Origin of the sequence: Streptomyces sp. NPDC127595 (genome assembly GCF_042671685.1) — a bacterium.
Lineage (GTDB): Bacteria > Actinomycetota > Actinomycetes > Streptomycetales > Streptomycetaceae > Streptomyces.
The window spans coordinates 297,353-317,698 of record NZ_JBHXWK010000006.1; the positions used below are offsets into that span (position 1 = coordinate 297,353).

Consider the following 20,346-nt stretch of genomic DNA (forward strand, 5'->3'; position numbering starts at 1 on the left):
GACCGCCGAGCGTTCACGCAGCCGCCTGCAACTCCATCCGCGCCCCGAACTCCCTTACCACCGGCTCGTCCTGATACGGCTCCAGGCGCTGCTGGAAGTCCTCCAGGTACTCGGCACCCCGGTTGGAGCGCAGCGTGCCGAGCAACTCGACGGCGCGCAGCCCGGTGTGGCACGCCTGCTCGATCTCGCGCTGCTGGACCTGCGCGGTGGCCAGCAGTACGTAGCCGATCGCACGCCGCCGGGCCTTCGACTCGGGAAGCCCCGCCAGTGACTCCTCCGCGCGGCGCGCGGCGGCCTCCGCCTGTCCGAGGTCCCGGTGGCAGTGCGCCAACTCGTCGGCCAGATAGGCCTCGTCGAAGTGCGCGATCCACGTCGGGTCGTCCCCGGAGGCCGAGTCGGCCGCCTCCAGGGCGCTGAGGGCCCGCCCCGACGCCGCCTGGGCGGCGCGCGCGTCACCCAGCAGCGCGTGCCCGCGGGCCTCGGCGGCGTGGAACATCGACTCTGCGCGCGGAGTGACCCGCCCGCGCGCCCCTTCCTGCGCCGCGCGCGCCAACTGGGCGATCTCACGCGGGTTTCCGAGCTGTGCCGCCAGGTGGCTCATGGACGCGGCCAGTACGTAACCGCCGTATGCCCGGTCCCCGGACGCCTGGGCGAGCCGCAGCGCCTGGATGTAGTAGCGCTGGGCGAGGCCCGGCTGGCCGGTGTCGATGGCCATATAGCCCGCGAGTTCCGTCAACCGGGACACCGCGGCGAACAGTTCGCGCCCGACCGCCTCCCGGTAGGAGCCCGCGAGCAGTCCGGAGACCACGCTGTTCAGGTAGTGGACGACGACCGGGCGGACATGCCCGCTGCCGTACTGGTGGTCCAGGTCCACCAGCGCCTGGGTCATCGCGCGGACCGCCTCGACGTCCGAGACCCCGACCCGGGGGCCTGCCGAACGCGCCACCTGGGAGTCCGGCGAGGAGATCAGCCAGTCGCGGCTGGGCTCGACGAGCGCGGAGGCGGCGACGGACGAGCCGGAGAGGAAGTCCCTGCGGCCGACATCGCTGCGCCACAGCTCGCAGACCTGCTCGATGGCTCCCAGTACGGTCGGCGAGAACTGGAGGCCGACGCCGGACGCGAGGTTCTTGCCGTTCGCCATGCCGATCTCGTCGATCGTGACCGTACGGCCCAGCTTGCGGCCGAGCGCCTCGGCGATGATCGCCGGCGCCCGGCCACGCGGCTGCTGTCCGCGCAGCCAGCGCGCCACGGACGTCTTGTCGTACCGCAGATCGAGACCGTGCTCCGCGCCGCACATGTTGACCCTGCGGGCCAGCCCGGCGTTCGAGCAGCCGGCTTCCTGGATGAGCGCCTGCAGTCGTTCGTTCGGCTGCCGCGCGACGAGCGGCCTTGCGGCCATGGCGTACCCCCTGTGACTGTGCTGCGGTGCCTGCCCACGCACCGAGTTGACGTGTCCTCAGCGGCCGAACTCAGTAAAGGAACAACGGAAGAAGCAGGACAGCGAAGGAACAGGAACAACGAAAGAACTCGGCCATGAAGATCAATGCCCCGCAGACACAGTGAAGATGCGAGACATGTGAGGATTGCCGGGGTAAAGGCGGTGCCCAGCCCCTCCCGTGGTTACCCAGCCCCCGCCGCCATTCCCCATGCGCGCCCCCATCCATGCATCCATGCGCCCCACATGCGGAATCGATGCCCCTCCCCCGCGCGCGCGTCCCCCGTAACCCGAGGTGGACGCGGGAGTTGTGTTCCACGTGGACGAGACCATCGCAGGCACCGAGACCGCCCAGATCCCCCAGCAGCGCGGCGAATCGCTGCAGGACACCGCCGTGCGCTATGCCGAGGAGCGCCACTGGGACGTGTTCCCCGGCAGCTGGCTGGAAGCCGTCGACGGGGTGCATCGCTGCTCCTGCGGCGAGGCGGCGTGCCCCATGCCGGGCGCGCATCCGACGCGTGAGGACTGGGCGACGCAGGCCACGGGCAGTGCGACCGTCGCGCGCCGGCTGTGGGCGAAGCACCCCACGGCGTCGATCCTGCTGCCCACCGGGCGTACGTTCGACGCGATCGACGTGCCCGAGACCGCCGGGTTCCTCGCCCTCGCCCGCATGGAGCGCATGGAACTGACCCTCGGGCCGGTCACCTGCACCCCGGACCGGCGCATGCATTTCTTCGTACTTCCGGGCGCCGCCGCGAAGGTCCCCGACCTGGTGCGCAAGGTGGGCTGGCCGCCCGCGTCCCTCGATCTGGTCACCCTGGGCGAGGGAGCGTATGTTGCGGCGCCGCCTACGCGGTTCGGGTCGCGGGGGGCCGTGCAGTGGGCCTGTCGGCCCACGCCCGCGAATCGGTGGCTGCCGGATGCGGAGGAGTTGATCTCGCCGCTCGCTTACGCCTGCGGGCGCGAGGGACGGCGCTAGCTCCCGCGGCGCCGTTTGTACGCTGCGGGTCCGCTGTGGCTGGTCGCGCAGTTCCCCGCGCCCCTTAAAAGCGGGGCGTTGGCCCTTAGGGTGCTCCCATGACCCAGGGAACAGAGGCCGCCGTCGTGCCCGCCGTGCGTGTGCGGGGGCTCTGGAAGCGGTTCGGGGAGCAGATCGCTGTCGCCGGGATCGATCTGGAGCTGCCGGCGGGGCAGTTCATCGGGCTCGTCGGGCCGAACGGAGCCGGGAAGACCACCACCCTCTCGATGGTGACCGGCCTGCTCAGGCCCGACCAGGGCACCGTCGAGGTCGTCGGGCGTGACGTGTGGAGCGACCCGGTCGAGGTGAAGGCGCGGATCGGTGTCCTGCCCGAGGGGCTCCGGCTCTTCGAGCGGCTCTCCGGGCGCGAACTCCTCGGCTACACCGGCCGCTTGCGGGGCCTGCCGGGCGCCGAGGTCGACAAACGCGCCACCCAGCTCCTCGACGTACTCGACCTCGCGGGCGCCCAGCACAAACTCGTCGTCGACTACTCCACGGGCATGCGCAAGAAGATCGGCCTGGCCTGCGCCCTCCTCCACAACCCCGAAGTCCTCTTCCTCGACGAACCGTTCGAGGGCGTCGACCCGGTCTCCGCGCAGATCATCCGCGGCGTCCTGGAGCGGTACACCGGATCGGGCGCCACCGTCGTCTTCTCCTCCCACGTCATGGAACTGGTCGAGTCGCTGTGCGACTGGGTCGCCGTCATGGCCGCGGGACGGATCCGCGCACACGGCCCGCTCGCGGACGTACGCGGCAGCGCCCCCTCCCTCCAGCAGGCCTTCCTGGAACTCGTCGGCGCCAACGGCCGCGCCGCCGGCGCCGACCTGGACTGGCTGGGCGGCGGGGCCCCCCGATGAGTGCCACCACCGGTGCATCCGCGACGTCGGTCACCCCCGTCCTCGTACGCCTGAAGCTGTCGCTCCTGCGCAACGGGCTGCGGCAGTCGTCCGGACGGCGGGCCGCGTACGTCGCCTCCGCCATCCTGGTCCTCCTCTTCGCCGCCCTCCAACTGCTCGGCCTGATCGCCCTGCGCGGCAACGCGCACGCCACCGCCCTCGCCGTACTCCTCGTGGCACTCCTGACGCTCGGCTGGGCCGTGATGCCGCTGTTCTTCGCCAGCGGTGACGAGACGCTCGACCCGACCCGTCTGGTGATGCTGCCGCTGCGGCCACGCCCGCTCGTCCGGGCGCTCCTCGTGGCCTCACTCGTCGGCATCGGGCCGCTGTTCACGCTGTGCCTGCTCGTCGGATCCGTGATCGCCGTGGCGCACGGTACGGCGGCGTACGTCACCGGCGTCGTCGCGGTGGTCCTCGGGCTCCTCGTCTGCGCGGCCCTCGCGCGCGCCGTCGCCGCCGCCAACATCCGTCTGCTGACCAGCCGCAGGGGCCGTGACCTCGCGGTGCTGAGCGGCCTGGTCATCGCGATCGGCGCGCAGGTGGTCAACTTCGGTGCGCAGCGGCTCAATTCGTCCGGCGGTCTCTCGGAGCTCGACGCGCTGGGTGATGTGCTGAGCTGGCTGCCGCCCGCCTCCGCGATCGGCGCGGTGCACTCGGTGAGTGAGGGGTCGTACGGGGCCGGTGCCGTCCAACTCGCCTTGAGCGCGGCCGCGTTGGCGGGACTGCTGGCACTCTGGTCCCACCACCTGACCCGGCTGATGACCTCCCCTGACGGGTCGACCCTCCAGGCGGCGGAGCCTGCGGCGCGGGAGCGGGGATCCTCGGGTCTGAGCCGGCTGCTGCCGGCCGGCCGCACCGCGACGGTCATGGAACGCAGCCTGCGGTATGTGTGGCGCGACCCGAAGACCAAGGCGGCGTGGGTGACCTCACTCGCCATCGGGCTGATCGTGCCCGTGTTCAACGCCCTCCAGGGCACCGGCTCGATCTACTTCGCCTGCTTCGCCGCCGGGATGCTCGGGATCCAGATGTACAACCAGTTCGGGCAGGACACGTCCGCCTTCTGGATGGTCGCCATGACGATCTCGTCCACGCGTGACGCGTACGTCGAACTGCGCGGGCGCGCGCTGGCACTGCTGCTGATCACCCTCCCTTACGCGGCCCTCGTGACCGTCCTGACCACCGCGCTGCTCGGCGACTGGCCCAAACTGCCCGAGGCGCTGGGCCTCTCCTTCGCGCTGCTCGGCGCGATGCTGGCGACCGGTGCGTGGTCGTCGGCCCGCTTCCCGTACTCGATACCTCAGGAGGGCTACAAGAACGTGGCCCCGGGGCAGGCCGGGCTCGCCTGGATCGCGATCTTCGGCGGCATGGTCGCGGCGGCCCTGCTGTGCGCCCCCGTCATCGCCCTGACGATCTGGCTGAACGTGTCAGCGGACGGGAACGAGTGGACCTGGCTGCTGCTGCCGATCGGCGCCGTGTACGGGGCCCTGATCACGATGGCGGGACTGCGGATGGCGGCGCCGCGGACGGCGGGGCGGCTGCCGGAGATCCTGGCGGCGGTCAGCAAGGGCTGACCGCCGCAGGTCGAGCAGAGGCAGCCGCCGGCTAGCCGGTGAGGACCCCGTCAAGGAAGGGTTCGATCGCCCCGCGCCAGGCGTCCGGCTGGTCGTAGTGCACGAGGTGGCCCGCGTCGGCGACCTCCGCGTACTGGCCGTTCGGCAGGACGCGGACCATCTCCTGGGACTCGGCCCGGCCGAGCTCGCCGTCGAGACCCCGTACGACCAGGGCGGGGCACCGGACCTGCGCGAGCTCCTCCCAGTGGGCGTCGTACACCCAGGTCTGGCGGGACTTGAGCATCTGCGCGGGCTCGAAGACCGGGCGCCAGCCGTCGGCGGACTCGTGCATCACCTCGGCGTAGAACTCGCCGCGGGACGGGTTGGGGCGCTCCACCCAGGGGTCGTCCTCGCCGAACCACTTGCGTACGTCGGCGAGCGTGGCGAAGGGGACGGGCCAGGCCTTGAACCAGTCCTCCCACTCGCGCTGCGAGGCGGCGCCCAGCGCCGACGCCCGCATGTCGCAGATGATCAGGCCGCAGACGAGATCGGGGCGCTTGGCGGCGAGCTGCCAGGCGGTCAGCGCGCCCATGGCATGGCCGATGAGGACGGCGGGGCCGAGGCCGAGCTGTTCGAGGGCTGCCTCGGCGTCCTCGACGTATGCCTCGCGGGTGTAGGCGGCCTCGGGCGGCTTGTCGCTCTGGCCGTGGCCTCGCTGGTCGAGCGCGACGGCGCGGTGCCGTTCGGAGAGCCAGCGGGCGGTCGAGGCCCAGTGGGAAGCGCGGCCCATGAGGCCGTGCAGTAAGAGCACGCCGGGCGCGCGGGGGGCCTCCTCGGGCCCCGCTCCGGTCTCAGTCCCGGTCCCGGTCCCGGTATCGGACCTGGTTTCAGGCCCGGACCTGGGAGGGGCGATCCTGGGATGGTCGGTCCTGGCGGGATCCGCCTTGGGCTTGGGAGGATCGGCGAACTCCCAGGCGGCCAGGCGTACGCCCCCCGCTCCCGTCACGTCGATGCGCCGCACCACAGGTAATGGCACCCCCCTAGCTCGCTCGGACCGCCTCGCTCCCGCTCGAGCCGACCGGTCCACTCGTACCGATTCCTACCGCTGTCGTACCGCTGCTCCTGCTGCTTCTACTGCCCGCCGGCAATGAATTGCCGCCGGCCGGTGCTGATCGTTGCCGGTTGCCGCTGACTGCTGATGGACGTGTACCCCTGGTAGCGCGACTACGCCGTCACGTTATCGAATGAGGATTCGAGAACGCCCTTCTCGGGCGCAACACCCCTCATTCGAGTGACCGGCCTCAAGGATTGACCGCCGACGCCATGGGGAGATCTTCAGCGGGGGGCGGGCCGCTCGGGGAAGCCGGTCCGAAGGGAATGACCCTGGGAGCTCGGGGCTCCGGGTCAGCACAGGGGAGGACAGGCCCCGGCGCCATTCGGTGCCGGGGCCCTCTCCACATCTGCGGCACATCCTTCCGCCCCCTCCCCGACCGCGCGCCCTCGCTCCCGGACACGGTCAAGAGCTCTCAGGTCATATGCCTCACGCGACAGCCTCGCACGCAAATGGTCCCAGCGCTGCGATTCCGCGCACTGAATCTTGGTTTCGGTGAGGTCACGCGGGCGTCACAACTGCCTCTGTGGACGCGGTAGTTGACACACCGATGACGGACGGCGAACGCCGGGTGCCGGGGCACGCGCCCGGCTACAAGCACGCCGACACACGCCTACGAGCACGTCAGCACACGACTTCGCACCCGCCGACGCCCGGCTACGGGCACGTCAGCGCACAGCTACGAGCGGCCCGCCGACAGACGGCTACCGGTACGTCAGCGCACAGCTACCAGCGGCCCGCCGGCACACGGTTGCCGGCACCTCGGCGCACAACCACGAGCAGCACGCCGGCACACGACTACCGGCACCTCGGCGCACAGCCACGAGCAGCACGCCGGCACACGGCTACCGGTACGTCAGCAGCTGACGAGCACCTCGACGAGCACCTCAGCGCTTGGCGACGAACACGTGGGAGGCGACGTCCGCCTCCAGCTCCGCGGCCTCGCCGCCGCTGCCCACCAGGACCCCGCCCGCGGACTCCGTCACGCTCACGACAGAACCGGGCTGCACGCCCGCCCGCCGCAGCGTGTACATGAGCTGCGCGTCCGTCTGGATCGGCTCGCCGATACGCCGTACGACCACGGTCTTGCCGTCGATCCCCGGGTCCAGCTCCGCCAGCGACACCATGCCCTCGTCCAGGAACGGATCGGCGCTGTCCTTCTCGCCCAGCTCCTCCAGGCCCGGAATCGGGTTTCCGTACGGCGACTCCGTCGGGTGGCGCAGCAGCTCCAGCACCCGACGCTCCACCGCCTCGCTCATCACGTGTTCCCAGCGACACGCCTCGGCGTGCACCTGCTCCCACTCCAGACCGATCACGTCGACGAGGAGGCACTCCGCGAGCCGGTGCTTGCGCATCACCCGCGTGGCCAGCCGCCGTCCCTCGTCGGTGAACTCCAGATGCCGGTCGCTGGCCACCGCCACCAGACCGTCGCGCTCCATCCGCGCCACCGTCTGGCTGACCGTCGGCCCGCTCTGGTCCAGCCGCTCCGCGATCCGGGCGCGCATCGGGACGACGCCTTCCTCCTCCAGCTCGAGGATGGTGCGGAGATACATCTCCGTGGTGTCGATCAGTCCGGACATGTGTGCCCCTCGATTAGCTCTGCCGGAGGCTCGGTGGCTCACCGGCTTGTGCGCTGGCCCTGGACTCAATTCTGACGCATACCACTGACAACCGTGCCTCGCCGTTGGAACCACCTGGTTTCAAGTGCCTACCAGCACCTCCGCGCGAGGCACGGGCCCGGAGACGAGAACCCCGTACGCCGGGGTCGAAAACCTCGTATAAAAGCCCCTCGCCGTACTGCCGACCGTATTGCCCGCCGTGTCCCACGTCGTATTGACAGCGCGCTGGTCCAGACCGCACCGTGATCCGCGACGCGTCGACGCCGACGCGGCTTGGTGAGACTTCGAAGGGGCTCAGCCGATGAGCGAAGGCAAGCTGGCCGGGCAGTTCTTCGACGCCGCGATCGGTCTTCTGCAGCAGGTGCGGGACGAGGACGCCGGCGAGATCGAGGCGGCCGGAACACTGATCGCCGACACCGTCGCCGCCGGCGGACGCCTCTTCGCGTTCGGCGCCGGACACTCCTCACTCGCCGCCCAGGACATCGTCTACCGCGCGGGCGGCCTCGCCCTGATGAACCTGCTCGTCGTACCCGGCGTCGTGGGCGTCGACGTCATGCCGGCGACCCTGGGATCGGCCCTGGAACGGGTCGACGGCCTGGCGACCGTCGTCCTGGAATCCAGCCCGGCCCGCTCCGGCGACCTCCTCGTGATCATCTCCCTCTCGGGCCGCAACGCGCTCCCCGTCGAGATGGCCATGAGCGCCCGCGCCCTCGGCCTCAAGGTCATCGGCGTGACCTCCGTCGCGTATACGACGGAGACGAAGTCGCGGCACACCTCGGGGACCTACCTCAAGGACCACTGCGACATCGTCCTCGACTCCAGGATCCCGGTCGGCGACGCCGAACTCACCCTGGACACCATCGAGGCCCCCTTCGCCCCCGCCTCCACGGTCGTCACCTCGGCCCTCCTCCAGGCCGTCATGGCCACCGCGGCGGGCGCCCTGGCCGACCGGGGCATCGAGCCCCCGCTGCTGCGCTCGGGCAACGTCGACGGCGGCCCCGAGTGGAACAACCGGGTGCTGACGGAGTACGGGGACCGGATCTTCTACCAGCAGTAAGCCGACGTTCTACTCGTACTGAGCCGGCGGGGGCATCCCGGGGACCGCGGAGGCGGCAGGGGGAGCTCCCACCCTTCAGCCGCGCCCCGCCTGGTCCCGCAGATCCTCCAGATCCAGCGCCATCGCGATCCGTACGGCCACGTCCTCCGCGTACGTCGCGTCCGTACGCTCGAACTGGCTGCGCCCCGCGCCCCGCAGAAACGTCACGACACCCAGCGTCCGCCCCCGGCTGCGCAGCACCGCGCACAGCGCGTGCACCGAATCCGGCGGCCACTGCCGCGTCACGGCCCACTCCCGGGCCCGCGCGGGCTCCGTCTCCCGCGCACTCGCGCGCACCGATCCGGCCCGCTCCACACACTGCAAGGCCGGATGCCCGTCCGCGTACCGCACCGGCAGCCCCGCCTTACCGCCCGGCATGCTCGGCCCGGGCGCCCCGGAGGGCGTGGCGGCGGCCCGTACGAGCCGCACAGGCCCCTCGCCGTCCCCCACCGACCCCCCGGACACCCGGTCGACCAGCGCATGATCGGCGAACCCGGCGAGCGAGAAGTCCAGATGTACGGTGGCCGCCTCGGCCGGGTCCTCGCACTCGGCAGCCGCCCGCGCCGCCCGGTGCAACTGGTTGGCCCGGAACCGCAGCAGCGCCGCCTCCTGCTCGGTCTGCTTGGCCTCGGTCACGTCCAGGAAGAGCCACCCCACACCCAGCGGGACGGGTTCCTCGGTGAGCGGCGAGGCGAGCCGCAGGAAGCCGCTCCGCCAGCAGCGCCGCGACTCACCGCCCTCCTGCGTCCGCACGCTCACCCACATCTCGGCCGGAGCGGGCGGCGCGCCCTCGGCGAGCACATGCGTGAGCGCGCTCTCCAGCTCTTCGACACCCTGGGAGAGCAGCTCCCCCAGGGGCCGCCCGAGAACCGCCGTACGCCCGATGCCGAGCGCACGGGCCGCGTGCGCGTTCACGACGGCGGGGCGCAGATCCGCGTCCACGAGGACCACACCCCAGCTCGCGTCCTCGAACAACGCCTCGCTCAGGGCGATGGACCGCTCCAGATCGATCTGCGCGTGCACCTCACTGAAGGCGCAGTACACCCCGGCGGGCTTCCCGTCGGGCCCGCGCACCGCGGCCGACTGGGTCCGTACGAGCACCCGGCCGCCGTCCTTGGTCAGCAGCGCGAACTCGTTCACCTGCCGCCCGGGCGCCTCCATGGCGGAGAGCAGCCGCCCCTCGACCTCCGCCGCGTCGGCGGTCCGCACGGCCCACCCGGCGAACCCCTGCCGCCCGACGGCCTCGGCGGCCGTCCAGCCGAGAATCCGCTCGGCCTCACGATTCCAGTGCGTCACGACCCCGTCGACGTCAAAGGCGCACAGCGCCGCGTCCATCCCGTCGAGCAGCGCGGCAAGAAGATCCGAACCATCCCGCTCGGGCTCATCGGGCCCCAGCTCATCGGTGGTCCCACTACGCCGGGAAGCACTCACCTGGACCCCCTGCAGGCTGCGTCCGCACGTACGACGCGACAGTTCGCTCACTCACCACCATTCAACTCGAACGTGACCCAGCCCACACCTGGTTCCCCAAAGATTGGACGAAATCGTTGTACACCGAATTCCCGCCCCCGCCGGCCCAGTGACCAGCCGCAAGGGACATCTCCGACGATCGCCCGCCTGCCCCTCGACCCCCAGCTCGGCGCCCTGCAATCGATCCTCTCGCGGAACACCACTCCAACGAAGCCCGCGTCCACCTCTCTGCCCCGCAGGGGCTGGCTGACATGTTCAACCTTCTGGTGCGACCGAATCCGGTTCTCACACCCCGAGCGATGTACGAGACCAAGGCGGAGCGGTGGCGGCGGAAGTGGCCTGAGGTGCGGGTACTGGGGTGACCTGGATAGCACCAAGATCGGCTGCGCGTTCGGGGAATTGGGATTGTTCGCACAGATGGGCGCTTTCGAGGGCGTTCGGCTCCCCAAGGGCGTTTGATCGCTAGCGTCGTCTGCACACACGAGAAGGGAGGTCACTCGCTCCTCGGTCGCAAGCCGAAGCCTGTGCCGTGACGTACAGGCCGAGTGACCAGCCCAAGTCATCACGATCCGCAAGATCAGGGAGGTGCCCCTGATGACTACGTTTCCTGTAGGACAGAAGACCCACCCTGGCGTGCTTCCTCAGCGCCAGGCTCTGGAATCCGTGGGAGCAGACACCCCTGGGAGCAGGGACGAAACGGCTCACGGACACCCCGCCGCTGCGCGGGGCACCGGCAGGGAACATGGGCGAGGGGAGACCGACGGGCACGGCGCCAGAACCCGTCGGCGTCACGCCGAAACCGCTCCTTCGGGAGCGGAGACGGCAGAGAACGGGAACGGTGACGTTCCCCCGGACGAGCACACCTACGCGGGTGGCATCGGCGCAAGCAGGGTCTTCGTCCTGTCCAAGGAAGGACAGCCTCTGATGCCCTGCCACCCCGCCCGCGCACGCGAACTCCTCGGCAAGGGGCGGGCCGTGGTCGCACGGCAGGTCCCCTTCACCATCCGGCTGAGAGACCGAACGCTCGCCGAATCGGAAGTCGACGGCGTGCAGTTACGCATCGACCCCGGTTCCAAAGGCACAGGTCTCGCCCTCACCGACGAGAAGAAGGAGACCAGCGCGCGCGGTGCCACTGTCACCGTAAGGCGCGGACTGGTCTCCATCGAGCTCCAGCACCGGGGCGACCAGATCCACATGTGCATGCAGCAGCGCGCCGGATACCGAAACAGGCGACGGTCGGCCAACTGCCGCTACCGACAACCCCGTTCAGACAACCGCACCCACCCAGAAGGCTGGCTGCCTCCCTCGCTGCGCCATCGCGTCGACACGACTCTGTCCCTGGCGAAGCGCATGTGTCGATACGCACCCATCACCGAGAGCCACGTAGAGCGCGCCGCCTTCGACACGCACTCCATGAGCGCGGGAAAGCCCCTCACCGGAGCGGAGTACCAACAGGGCACGCTCGCCGGAACCGAAGCCCGTGCCTACCTCCACGCCAAGTGGAACCGAGCCTGCGCCTACTGCGACGCAACCGGCGTACCGCTGAATGTCGACCACCTCCGGCCCCGGAGCCGTGGCGGCTCCGGCCGCATCTCGAACCTCGTCCTCGCCTGCGTTCCCTGTAACCAGGCCAAAGGCAGCACGCCCGTCGCCGTCTTCCTGGCCGACCGGCCCGATCGCCTCGCGAAGATCCTTCAGCAGGTCAAGACGCCACTCCATGACGCCGCAGTCATGAACACGACCCGCTGGCGGCTCACAGCGGCACTGGAACACCTGGACAGACCAGTCCACCCATGGTCGGGCGGCCGCACCAAGTGGAACCGCGTGGCTATGGGGCTCAACAAGACTCACACCCTGGACGCCCTGTCCGTCGGATGCCTGAATCACGAGGACGGCGACGCCATCGTCCGGTTGCCGGAAGAGGTCCTCGTCGCCAAAGCCACCGGGCGCGGCTCATACGCCCGCACTACTCCAGACCGGTTCGGGTTCCCCCGCCTCAGCCGGGCCCGGGTGAAGCAGCACTTCGGGTATGTCACTGGAGATCTCGTACGTGCCAACGTGCCCTCCGGCAAGTGGACAGGCACATGGACGGGGCGTATCTCCGTACGAGCCAGGGGGCAGCACAGTCTCACAACACCGGCGGGCCGCTTCAACGTCTCCCACTGGAACCTACGACTCATGCAGCGGGGCGACGGATACGGATACTCCACCCGGCGAGAACTCCTGCCACAACCTTTTCGAAAAACCGGTTGAGCCGTGTTCGACCCGTTCCTAAAGTGGGCGGCACGCTAGAGATAGAAAAGGAGGTGATCCGGCAGATGTATGGCAACCGGACGAGCGAGGTGGCTGCGGGCTAGTAGCCCGTCACCACACCCAGTGCGGTGCCGGACCAGCGCGTGTTCTGTGCGTGCAGCCGGCCCAATCTCCAGCAGTCACCCGACCCGCGGGCTCGCCGGTACGTCCGGCCGGCTCCTTCGCCGAGAGGCGGAGGGACCAGAGCCCGCGGGTCGCCTGCGTTCGGTGGGTGTCTGAGATTCTGTGGGTGTCTGAGATAGGGCGCCTGCGAATCGGGGGGTTCGCAGTACTCTGGGGCCATGCTTCCGATGCTCGTACGACGCCGACACGTGGACTTCCTCCGCGTCACGAGCATGGGGTGTCCGGGGTCCGGCTGACCTCGACCCCTCCTCCTTTCTCTCTCGCTTGGCAACCGTGGCCCGCCTCTTTCCTGCTGGCGGCGCCCTGGCCGCCGTACACCCCGCGGACGCACACCATGACGACGACGAACACGTCCTCCCCCTTCCCGTACCACCAGCTTCCGATCATCGATCTCTCGGCCGCCGACCGCGGGCCGCAGGCGCGTGCGCTGTTGCACGCGCAGTTGCACAGCGCCGCTCATGACGTGGGGTTCTTCCAGCTCGTCGGGCACGGAGTGAGCGCGGGTGAGACCAACGCCCTGCTGCGCGCCATGCGGCGTTTCTTCGCGCTTCCGGAGGCCGATCGGCTCGCGATCGAGAACGTCAACTCGCCGCATTTCCGCGGGTACACGCGCACCGGGGACGAGCTCACGGGAGGCAGCCGGGACTGGCGGGACCAGCTCGACATCGGGGCGGAGCGGCCCGCCAGGACACCGGGGGCGGGCGAGCCGGCGTACTGGTGGCTGGAGGGGCCCAATCAGTGGCCGGACGCGCTGCCGGAGCTGCGGGTGGCCGCGCTGACCTGGATCGAGCGGCTGAGCGTCGTCGCGGCGCGGCTGTTGCGGGAGCTGCTGACCGCGATCGGGGCGCCCGCCGACTTCTACGAGCCCGTCCTCGGGGCGCACGCCCATCCGCACCTGAAGCTGGTGCGGTATCCGGGGAGCGCCGTCGACGGCGGTGACCAGGGGGTCGGCGCGCACAAGGACTACGGGTTCCTGACGCTGCTGCTCCAGGACCGGGTCGGGGGGCTTCAGGTGCAGCGGGACGACCGGCTCTTCCACGATGTGCCGCCGGTTCCTGGGGCGTTCGTGGTGAATCTGGGTGAGCTGCTTGAGGTGGCCACCGACGGGTATCTGCTGGCCACGAACCACCGGGTGGTGAGTCCGGCCGGTGCCACCGAGCGGTTCTCGGTGCCGTTCTTCTACAACCCGCGCCTGGACGCCCGTGTCGAGCCGCTGCCCTTCCCGCACGCGTCCGTCGCGCCCGGGGCGACGGCGGATCCGGCGAATCCGCTCTTCGCGGAGTACGGCTTCAACGAGCTGAAGGGGAAGCTGCGGGCGCATCCGCTGGTCGCCGCCCGTCATCACGCGGGGCTGCTGGCTCCCGCGTGACGACCGGCGGCTTACGGCACTGGACTCAGTGCGAGATGTCCTCGTAGCCGGGGATCTCCTGGGGGCCGCGGGTGCCGGGGCCGATGTAGCGGGCGGAGGGGCGGACGAGCCGGCCCGTGCGCTTCTGCTCCAGGATGTGCGCGGACCAGCCGGCGGTGCGGGCGCAGGTGAACATCGAGGTGAACATGTGTGCCGGGACCTCGGCGAAGTCGAGGACGATGGCGGCCCAGAACTCGACGTTCGTCGCCAGGACGCGGTCCGGGCGGCGGGAGTGGAGTTCGGCGAGGGCGGCCTTCTCCAGGGCTTCGGCGATCTCGAAGCGGGGTGCGCCGAGGTCGCGGGCGGTACGGCGGAGCACGCGCGCGCGTGGGTCCTCGGCGCGGTAGACGCGGTGGCCGAAGCCCATGAGGCGTTCGCCCTTGTCGAGGGCCTGCCTGACGTACGCGTCGGCGTCGCCGGTGCGCTCGATCTCCTCGATCATGCCGAGGACGCGCGAGGGTGCGCCGCCGTGCAGCGGGCCCGACATGGCGCCGACGGCTCCGGAGAGGGCAGCCGCCACGTCGGCGCCGGTGGAGGCGATGACGCGGGCGGTGAAGGTGGAGGCGTTCATGCCGTGTTCGGCGGCGGACGTCCAGTAGGCGTCGACGGCTGCCACGTGCTTGGGGTCCGGTTCGCCGCGCCAGCGGATCATGAAGCGCTCCACGACGGACTGCGCCTTGTCGATCTCGCGCTGCGGGACCATGGCGTTGCCCTGGCCGCGGGCGGACTGGGCGACGTAGGACAGCGCCATGACGGCGGCGCGGGCGAGGTCGTCGCGGGCCTGCTGCTCGTCGATGTCGAGGAGGGGACGCAGGCCCCACACGGGGGCGAGCATCGCCAGCGCGGACTGTACGTCGACGCGGATGTCGCCGGAGTGGACGGGAATCGGGAACGGCTCGGCGGGCGGCAGTCCGGGGTTGAAGGCTCCGTCGACGAGGAGTCCCCAGACGTTTCCGAAGGAGACATGGCCGACCAGATCCTCGATGTCGACGCCTCGGTACCGGAGAGCGCCGCCCTCCTTGTCCGGTTCGGCGATCTCCGTCTCGAAAGCGACGACTCCCTCGAGTCCGGGTACGAAGTCGGACATCAGGCGGCTCCTCATGATGTGTGCGACGGATGTTTTATGGGGGGCTTCAGTGGCTCTTGGGACCATATGTCTGTGGTGAGGGGTGTACGTCCGGTTTCGCGGTCTCCTCATGGACTCGCGATCCGGTACGTCACTCCGGTGATGCCCCGTGCGGTGGGCGGTCACCCAACCGTCTCGGAAGCAGCACGATATCTCCGAGTGCCACCTTTGGGGAGAGTGCGCGGCACTCAGTGCCATGCAGATGCCCGTTCAGCGATGCGTCACACCCCGCCGGGCAAGCGCGCACATAGGGCAAGATGACCATGTGACCGACCGTGACCCCGACCTCGATCGTCGCTTCGATCCTGCTCTCGGCCCCGCTCTCGACCCCGCCGCGATGCGCGAGCACTACCGGGCCGAGGGGCTCGCCGAGGGCGAGCTGGCCGCCCGCCCCATGGAACAGTTCGCGCGCTGGTTCGGCCAGGCCGTGCGGGCCGCGGAGCAGGGGGCGGTGTACGAACCGAACGCCATGGTCGTGTCCACCGCGGACGCGGAGGGCCGGCCCAGCTCACGCACGGTGCTGCTGAAGCAGTACGACGAGCAGGGCTTCGTCTTCTACACCAACTACGAGTCCCGCAAGGCCCGCGACCTGGCCGCCAATCCGTACGTCTCGCTGCTCTTCCCGTGGCACCCGATGGCCCGTCAGGTCATCGTCACGGGCACGGCGCGGCGTACGGGACGCGACGAGACGGCCGCGTACTTCCGGACCCGGCCGCACGGCTCCCAGCTCGGCGCGTGGGCCAGTGTCCAGTCCTCGGTGATCGGCTCCCGTGCTCAACTGGACGCCTCATACGCGGAGTTGAGTGCCCGCTATCCGGAGGGCGAGCAGGTTCCGGTGCCTCCGCACTGGGGCGGCTTCCGGATCGCCCCGCAGACGGTCGAGTTCTGGCAGGGCCGCGAGAACCGGCTGCACGACCGGCTGCGGTACGTGGTGGAGGCGGACGGCGGCTGGAGGGTGGAGCGGCTCAGTCCCTGAAGCCGGCCGGTTCCTGAATCTTCTCAGGCGAGGGTCCCGTCCAGGATGCTGCTCCACTGCGCGACCACTCTCTCCCGCCGCACCCCGTCGTCGGTGAGCAGGTTGGCGAGGCCGAGGCCCCGGGCCATGTCGAGGAGCCCCTGGACGGTCTCCCGTGCCCCCGGGCGGGACTCGTCGGCGGCCAGCAGTTCCACGGCTATCCGGTGGGTCTCGCGGCCGACGCGGGCTTCCAGTTCCGTGACCCTGGGGCGGAGCTGTTCCTCGTTGGAGGCGGCGACCCAGAGGTGGAGGGCGGCGCGGAAGAGGGGGCCGGTGTAGAGGTCGACCAGGGCGGTGACCACCTCGCGGCGGTCGGCGGCGCCCTCGGGGAAGAGGGCGCGCAGGGCGGTGGAGCGTTCCTCGGCGACGTACTCGACGGCCGCCGTGAAGAGGTCCTCGCGGGTCGGGAAGTGGTGCTGGGCGGCGCCCCGGGAGACGCCGGCGCGTTCGGCGACGACGGAGACGGTGGAGCCCGCCCAGCCGTGTTCGGCGAGGCAGGCCACGGCCGCCGCCAGGAGCCGCTGCCGGGTGGCCCGGCTCCGGTCCTGCTTGGGCACGTGCGGCGCACGCACGGCGGCTTCCCTCGCTCCCTCGAGTGCGCTGTCGTCCGCCGAGCTGCCGGTCCTGCCATCGGCCGTGCCGTCGGTCGTGGTCACACCACCCATGCGGGATCCCGTCTTTCGAGGAAGGCCGTCATTCCCTCGCGGGCCTGCGCGGAGGAGAACAGCCGGGCCGAGAGCGCGGTCAGGTCGGCCGCGTCCCGGTCGAAGGCCTCCAGCACCTTAGCCGTGAGCAGCGACTTCGTCTCGGCGAGAGCTTGCGGCGAGGACCGGCGGAGTCCGTCGAGGACGGGCGCCAGGGTTACGTCGACGTCCTCGCCCGCCGCCGTCAGGAGCCCGGTGCGGACGGCCTCGGTGGCGTCGAAGCGTTCGCCGGTGAGGTAGTAGCGGGCGAGGGCGCGGGGGTCGGCGCGCGGCACGATCGGGAGGGAGATGACGGCCGGGGCGACGCCGACGCGTACTTCCGTGAAGGCGAAGGTGGCCTCCAGGGAGGCGGCGGCGATGTCGCAGGCGCCGAGCAGGCCGAGGCCGCCCGCGCGTACGTGTCCGGTCACCCGGGCCACCACCGGCTTGGGCAGTTCGACGATGTGCCGCAGCAGTGCGACGAGGGCGTCCGGGTGCGGGGGGTCGCGCAGGTCGGCGCCCGCGCTGAAGGTGTTCCCGGTGTGGGTGAGGACGACCGCGCGTACGTCGCTGTCCTTGCCGCAATGGGTGAGGGCGTCCGCGAGTTCGCCCACGAGCGCTGCCGACAGGGCGTTGCGGCTGGCGGGTGAGTCGAGGGTGAGGGTGGTGACGGCGCGGTCGTGCGCCGTGTGCACAAGGGTCACTGGTGCTCCCGGAGTTGGCGGCGCAGGATCTTGCCCGAAGCCGCGCGCGGCACGCTGTCGATGAAGGTGACCTCGCGGACCCTCTTGTACGGGGCGACGCGTTCGGCGACGTACATCATGACCTCTCCTTCGGAGAGGTCGGTGGCGGACGGCTGGCGCACCACGTACGCGCGCGGAACCTCGTTCTTGTCGTCGTTGTAGACGCCGATGACGGCGGCGTCGGCTATGCCGGGGTGGGTGAGCAGCAGGGCTTCGAGTTCGGCGGGGGCGACCTGGAAGCCCTTGTACTTGATGAGTTCCTTGACACGGTCGATGACGAAGACCCAGCCGTCGGCGTCGACGTAGCCGACGTCCCCGGTGTGCAGCCATCCGTCCGGGTCGATCATCGCGGCGGTGGCGTCGGGCTGCCCGAGGTAGCCCTTCATGACCTGGGGTCCGCGGAGGGCGATCTCGCCCGCCTCGCCGACTTCCAGGTCCTCGGCGGGGTCGTCCAGGGAGACGATGCGCATCTCCGTGCCGGCGATGAGTTTGCCGACGGTCCCGGAGGGCGGGTTTTCGGCGTCCAGGGGGACGACGAGGGCGCCGGGCGAGAGTTCTGTCATGCCGTACGCCTGGCCGATGGGCGGCAGGCCGAGCCGGCGTGAACAGGCGTCCGCCAGAGCGGCGTCCAGGGGGGCCGCCGAGCTGATGATGTACTTCAGGGACGACAGGTCGTACTGCGCGACGGCCGGGTGCTTCGCGAGGGCGAGGACGATCGGCGGGGCCACGTACAGGGCGTTGATGTGGTGCTTCTGGATGGCCGCGAGGAAGGTTTCGAGGTCGAAGCGGGGGAGGACGACGACCGTGGCGCCGTGCTTGAGGGGCGCGTTCATGAGGGCCGTCAGCCCGTAGACGTGGAAGAAGGGCAGCACCGCGAGGATGCGGTCGCCGGGGCCCATCGGCACGGACTGCCAGAGCTGCGCGAGGTTGGTGGCGATGGACCGGTGGGTGAGCATCACGCCTTTGGGGATGCCGGTGGTGCCCGAGGAGTACGGGAGGGCCGCGATGTCCTCCACGGGGTCGATGTCGATATGCGGTTCGGGCGCCTCGGATTCCAGCAGGTCCATCAGCGAGCGCACGCCGGGCGCCTGGTCGCAGACGAAGATCTCCCGTACGCCGCCCGCGAGTTCGGCGGCCTGGCGTGCCGTCTCCAGGAGGGGCGAGACGGTCACGATCCAGCTCGCGGCGCAGTCGCGGAGCTGCTTGGCGAACTCCTCGGGCGTGGCGAGCGGGTGCACGGTCGTGACCGACGCCCCCGCGCGCGTGGCCGCGTAGAACGCCGTCGGGAAGGCGATGGTGTTCGGGCTGTGCAGGGCCAGTACGTCGCCCTTGCCGACGCCCGCCTCGGCGAACCCGGCGGCCAGCCGGCGGTGGAACACGTCGAGTTGGGCGTAGGTGAGGGTGGTGCCGTCGACCCCGTCGATGAGCGCGGGTGTGTCACCGCGCTCGGCGGCGCGGCCGAGGACCGCGTCGTGGATGGGTTCCTCGACGGCCGTGACGTCTTCGTACTGGCTCCGGAACACGGTTCCTCCTGGCGACGGCTGGGCGACTGGCATCCCACTGCCTAGCACGGCTCAGTAAGACTTGGGCAGGCCCAGGGTCTGGTGGGAGATGTAGTTGAGAACCATCTCCCTGCTGACCGGTGCGATACGGGCCACGCGCGACGCCGTGATCAGCGAGGCGAGGCCGAACTCGCGGGTCAGGCCGTTGCCGCCGAGGGTGTGCACGGCCTGGTCGACGGCCTTCACACAGGCTTCTCCGGCCGCGTACTTGGCCATGTTGGCGGCCTCCCCGGCACCGAGGTCGTCGCCCGCGTCGTACAGGTGGGCCGCCTTCTGCATCATCAGGCGGGCGAGTTCGAGCTCGATGTGGGCCTGCGCGAGGGGGTGCGCGATGGCCTGGTGGGCGCCGATGGGGTCCTTCCAGACGGTGCGTTCCTTGGCGTAGGCGATCGCCACGGAGAGCGCGTAGCGGCCCATGCCGATCGCGAAGGCGGCCGTCATGACGCGCTCGGGGTTCAGTCCGGCGAAGAGCTGGAGCAGGCCCGCGTCCTCGTCGCCGACGAGCGCGCCGGCGGGCAGCCGCACGTCGTCCAGGGTCAGCTCGAACTGCTTCTCCGCGCCGTGGAGTTCCATGTCGATCTGCCGCCGCCCGAAGCCGTCGGCGTCGCGCGGGACGATGAACAGACAGGGCTTGAGACGGCCGGTGCGCGCGTCCTCCGTACGGCCCACGATGAGGGTCGCGTCGGCGACATCGACGCCGGAGATGAACACCTTGCGGCCGTTGAGCACCCACTCCTCGCCATCACGGCGGGCGGTGGTGGTGATGCGGTGGGAGTTGGAGCCCGCGTCGGGTTCGGTGATGCCGAAGGCCATGGTGCGGGTGCCGTCCGCCAGGGCGGGGAGCCACTCCTGTTTCTGCTCGTCGGTGCCGAAGCGGCTGATCACCGTGCCGCAGATCGCCGGCGACACGACCATCATCAGCAGGGGGCAGCCGGCGGCACCCAACTCCTCCAGGACGATGGAGAGTTCGGCTATGCCGCCGCCTCCGCCGCCGTATTCCTCCGGCAGGTTGACACCTAGGTAGCCGAGCTTGGCTGCCTCTGACCAGAGTTCGTCGGGGTGGGCGCCGTCGGCGATGACCCTGTTGATGTAGTCGCGGCCGTAGCGTTTGCCGAGCGCGGCTACGGCCGCTCGGAGGTCTTTGTGTTCTTCGGTCTCTGTTGCCGGGCTCATGGGGT

At 70.5% G+C, this 20,346-nt stretch carries 17 protein-coding genes; 8 read left to right on the plus strand and 9 right to left on the minus strand.

What is annotated here, in order from left to right; genetic code table 11:
- Nucleotides 1–13 precede the first annotated feature (13 nt).
- Entirely contained in the window at nt 14–1,399 is a 1,386-nt protein-coding gene (locus ACFVKT_RS21220) for a transcriptional regulator (protein WP_385733678.1), read from the minus strand.
- Between the two features lie 346 nt (nt 1,400–1,745).
- On the opposite strand from ACFVKT_RS21220, the gene ACFVKT_RS21225 reads away from it, so the two are divergent.
- The 3 genes from ACFVKT_RS21225 (at nt 1,746) to ACFVKT_RS21235 (ending at nt 4,920) form a co-directional block, all read left to right on the plus strand.
- A complete protein-coding gene (locus ACFVKT_RS21225; protein WP_385733680.1) occupies nt 1,746–2,414 on the plus strand; it encodes a bifunctional DNA primase/polymerase in 669 nt (222 codons plus the stop codon).
- A gap of 98 nt (nt 2,415–2,512) precedes the next feature.
- Nucleotides 2,513–3,310 (plus strand): ABC transporter ATP-binding protein, encoded by a 798-nt coding sequence (locus ACFVKT_RS21230; RefSeq protein WP_385733682.1) that lies wholly within the window; start codon nt 2,513–2,515, stop codon nt 3,308–3,310.
- A complete protein-coding gene (locus ACFVKT_RS21235) occupies nt 3,307–4,920 on the plus strand; it encodes a transporter (protein ID WP_385733683.1) in 1,614 nt (537 codons plus the stop codon). The genes ACFVKT_RS21230 and ACFVKT_RS21235 overlap by 4 nt, the downstream gene beginning before the upstream one ends.
- Before the next feature lie 31 nt (nt 4,921–4,951).
- Here ACFVKT_RS21235 and ACFVKT_RS21240 read toward each other — a convergent pair whose 3' ends face one another.
- Together ACFVKT_RS21240 and ACFVKT_RS21245 are read right to left on the minus strand one after the other, a co-directional pair.
- Nucleotides 4,952–5,923 carry an alpha/beta fold hydrolase gene (locus tag ACFVKT_RS21240; RefSeq protein WP_385733685.1) on the minus strand — a complete coding sequence of 324 codons (972 nt, stop codon included), beginning with the start codon at nt 5,921–5,923 and terminating at the stop codon, nt 4,952–4,954.
- 974 nt (nt 5,924–6,897) lie between these two features.
- Nucleotides 6,898–7,590: a metal-dependent transcriptional regulator gene (locus ACFVKT_RS21245; RefSeq protein ID WP_385733687.1), complete on the minus strand. Its 693-nt coding sequence runs from the start codon at nt 7,588–7,590 to the stop codon at nt 6,898–6,900.
- Nucleotides 7,591–7,930: 340 nt separating this feature from the next.
- Between ACFVKT_RS21245 and ACFVKT_RS21250 the strand changes: the two genes are divergently transcribed.
- The gene (locus ACFVKT_RS21250) at nt 7,931–8,686 is read left to right on the plus strand and encodes an SIS domain-containing protein (protein ID WP_385733689.1); all 756 of its coding nucleotides are present in this window, start codon (nt 7,931–7,933) and stop codon (nt 8,684–8,686) included.
- Nucleotides 8,687–8,761: 75 nt separating this feature from the next.
- Here the strand turns inward: ACFVKT_RS21250 and ACFVKT_RS21255 are convergent, their stop codons facing one another.
- The gene (locus ACFVKT_RS21255) at nt 8,762–10,156 is read right to left on the minus strand and encodes a PAS domain-containing protein (protein WP_385733691.1); all 1,395 of its coding nucleotides are present in this window, start codon (nt 10,154–10,156) and stop codon (nt 8,762–8,764) included.
- 290 nt (nt 10,157–10,446) lie between these two features.
- On the opposite strand from ACFVKT_RS21255, the gene ACFVKT_RS21260 reads away from it, so the two are divergent.
- The 3 genes from ACFVKT_RS21260 (at nt 10,447) to ACFVKT_RS21270 (ending at nt 14,000) form a co-directional block, all read left to right on the plus strand.
- Nucleotides 10,447–10,557 carry a nucleotidyltransferase family protein gene (locus ACFVKT_RS21260; protein ID WP_385733693.1) on the plus strand — a complete coding sequence of 37 codons (111 nt, stop codon included), beginning with the start codon at nt 10,447–10,449 and terminating at the stop codon, nt 10,555–10,557.
- Between the two features lie 538 nt (nt 10,558–11,095).
- Nucleotides 11,096–12,448, plus strand: a complete 1,353-nt coding sequence (gene iscB / locus ACFVKT_RS21265) for an RNA-guided endonuclease IscB (RefSeq protein ID WP_385734218.1) — start codon at nt 11,096–11,098, stop codon at nt 12,446–12,448.
- A 517-nt stretch (nt 12,449–12,965) separates the two neighbouring features.
- Nucleotides 12,966–14,000, plus strand: a complete 1,035-nt coding sequence (locus ACFVKT_RS21270) for an isopenicillin N synthase family dioxygenase (protein ID WP_385733695.1) — start codon at nt 12,966–12,968, stop codon at nt 13,998–14,000.
- Between the two features lie 25 nt (nt 14,001–14,025).
- Here the strand turns inward: ACFVKT_RS21270 and ACFVKT_RS21275 are convergent, their stop codons facing one another.
- A complete protein-coding gene (locus ACFVKT_RS21275) occupies nt 14,026–15,126 on the minus strand; it encodes a citrate synthase 2 (RefSeq protein WP_385733697.1) in 1,101 nt (366 codons plus the stop codon).
- A gap of 304 nt (nt 15,127–15,430) precedes the next feature.
- Here ACFVKT_RS21275 and pdxH point away from each other — a divergent pair, with 304 nt between their 5' ends.
- Nucleotides 15,431–16,141, plus strand: a complete 711-nt coding sequence (gene pdxH / locus ACFVKT_RS21280) for a pyridoxamine 5'-phosphate oxidase (RefSeq protein ID WP_385733699.1) — start codon at nt 15,431–15,433, stop codon at nt 16,139–16,141.
- A gap of 23 nt (nt 16,142–16,164) precedes the next feature.
- Here pdxH and ACFVKT_RS21285 read toward each other — a convergent pair whose 3' ends face one another.
- From ACFVKT_RS21285 to ACFVKT_RS21300, 4 genes are read right to left on the minus strand one after another with little or no spacing between them, the layout of a single operon-like run.
- Entirely contained in the window at nt 16,165–16,845 is a 681-nt protein-coding gene (locus tag ACFVKT_RS21285) for a TetR/AcrR family transcriptional regulator (protein ID WP_385733701.1), read from the minus strand.
- A complete protein-coding gene (locus tag ACFVKT_RS21290; RefSeq protein ID WP_385733703.1) occupies nt 16,833–17,567 on the minus strand; it encodes an enoyl-CoA hydratase family protein in 735 nt (244 codons plus the stop codon). Before ACFVKT_RS21290 ends, ACFVKT_RS21285 begins: the two co-directional genes overlap by 13 nt.
- The gene (locus ACFVKT_RS21295; RefSeq protein ID WP_385733705.1) at nt 17,564–19,129 is read right to left on the minus strand and encodes a 4-coumarate--CoA ligase family protein; all 1,566 of its coding nucleotides are present in this window, start codon (nt 19,127–19,129) and stop codon (nt 17,564–17,566) included. Before ACFVKT_RS21295 ends, ACFVKT_RS21290 begins: the two co-directional genes overlap by 4 nt.
- A gap of 51 nt (nt 19,130–19,180) precedes the next feature.
- Nucleotides 19,181–20,341 (minus strand): acyl-CoA dehydrogenase family protein, encoded by a 1,161-nt coding sequence (locus tag ACFVKT_RS21300; protein WP_385733707.1) that lies wholly within the window; start codon nt 20,339–20,341, stop codon nt 19,181–19,183.
- Nucleotides 20,342–20,346 lie beyond the last annotated feature (5 nt).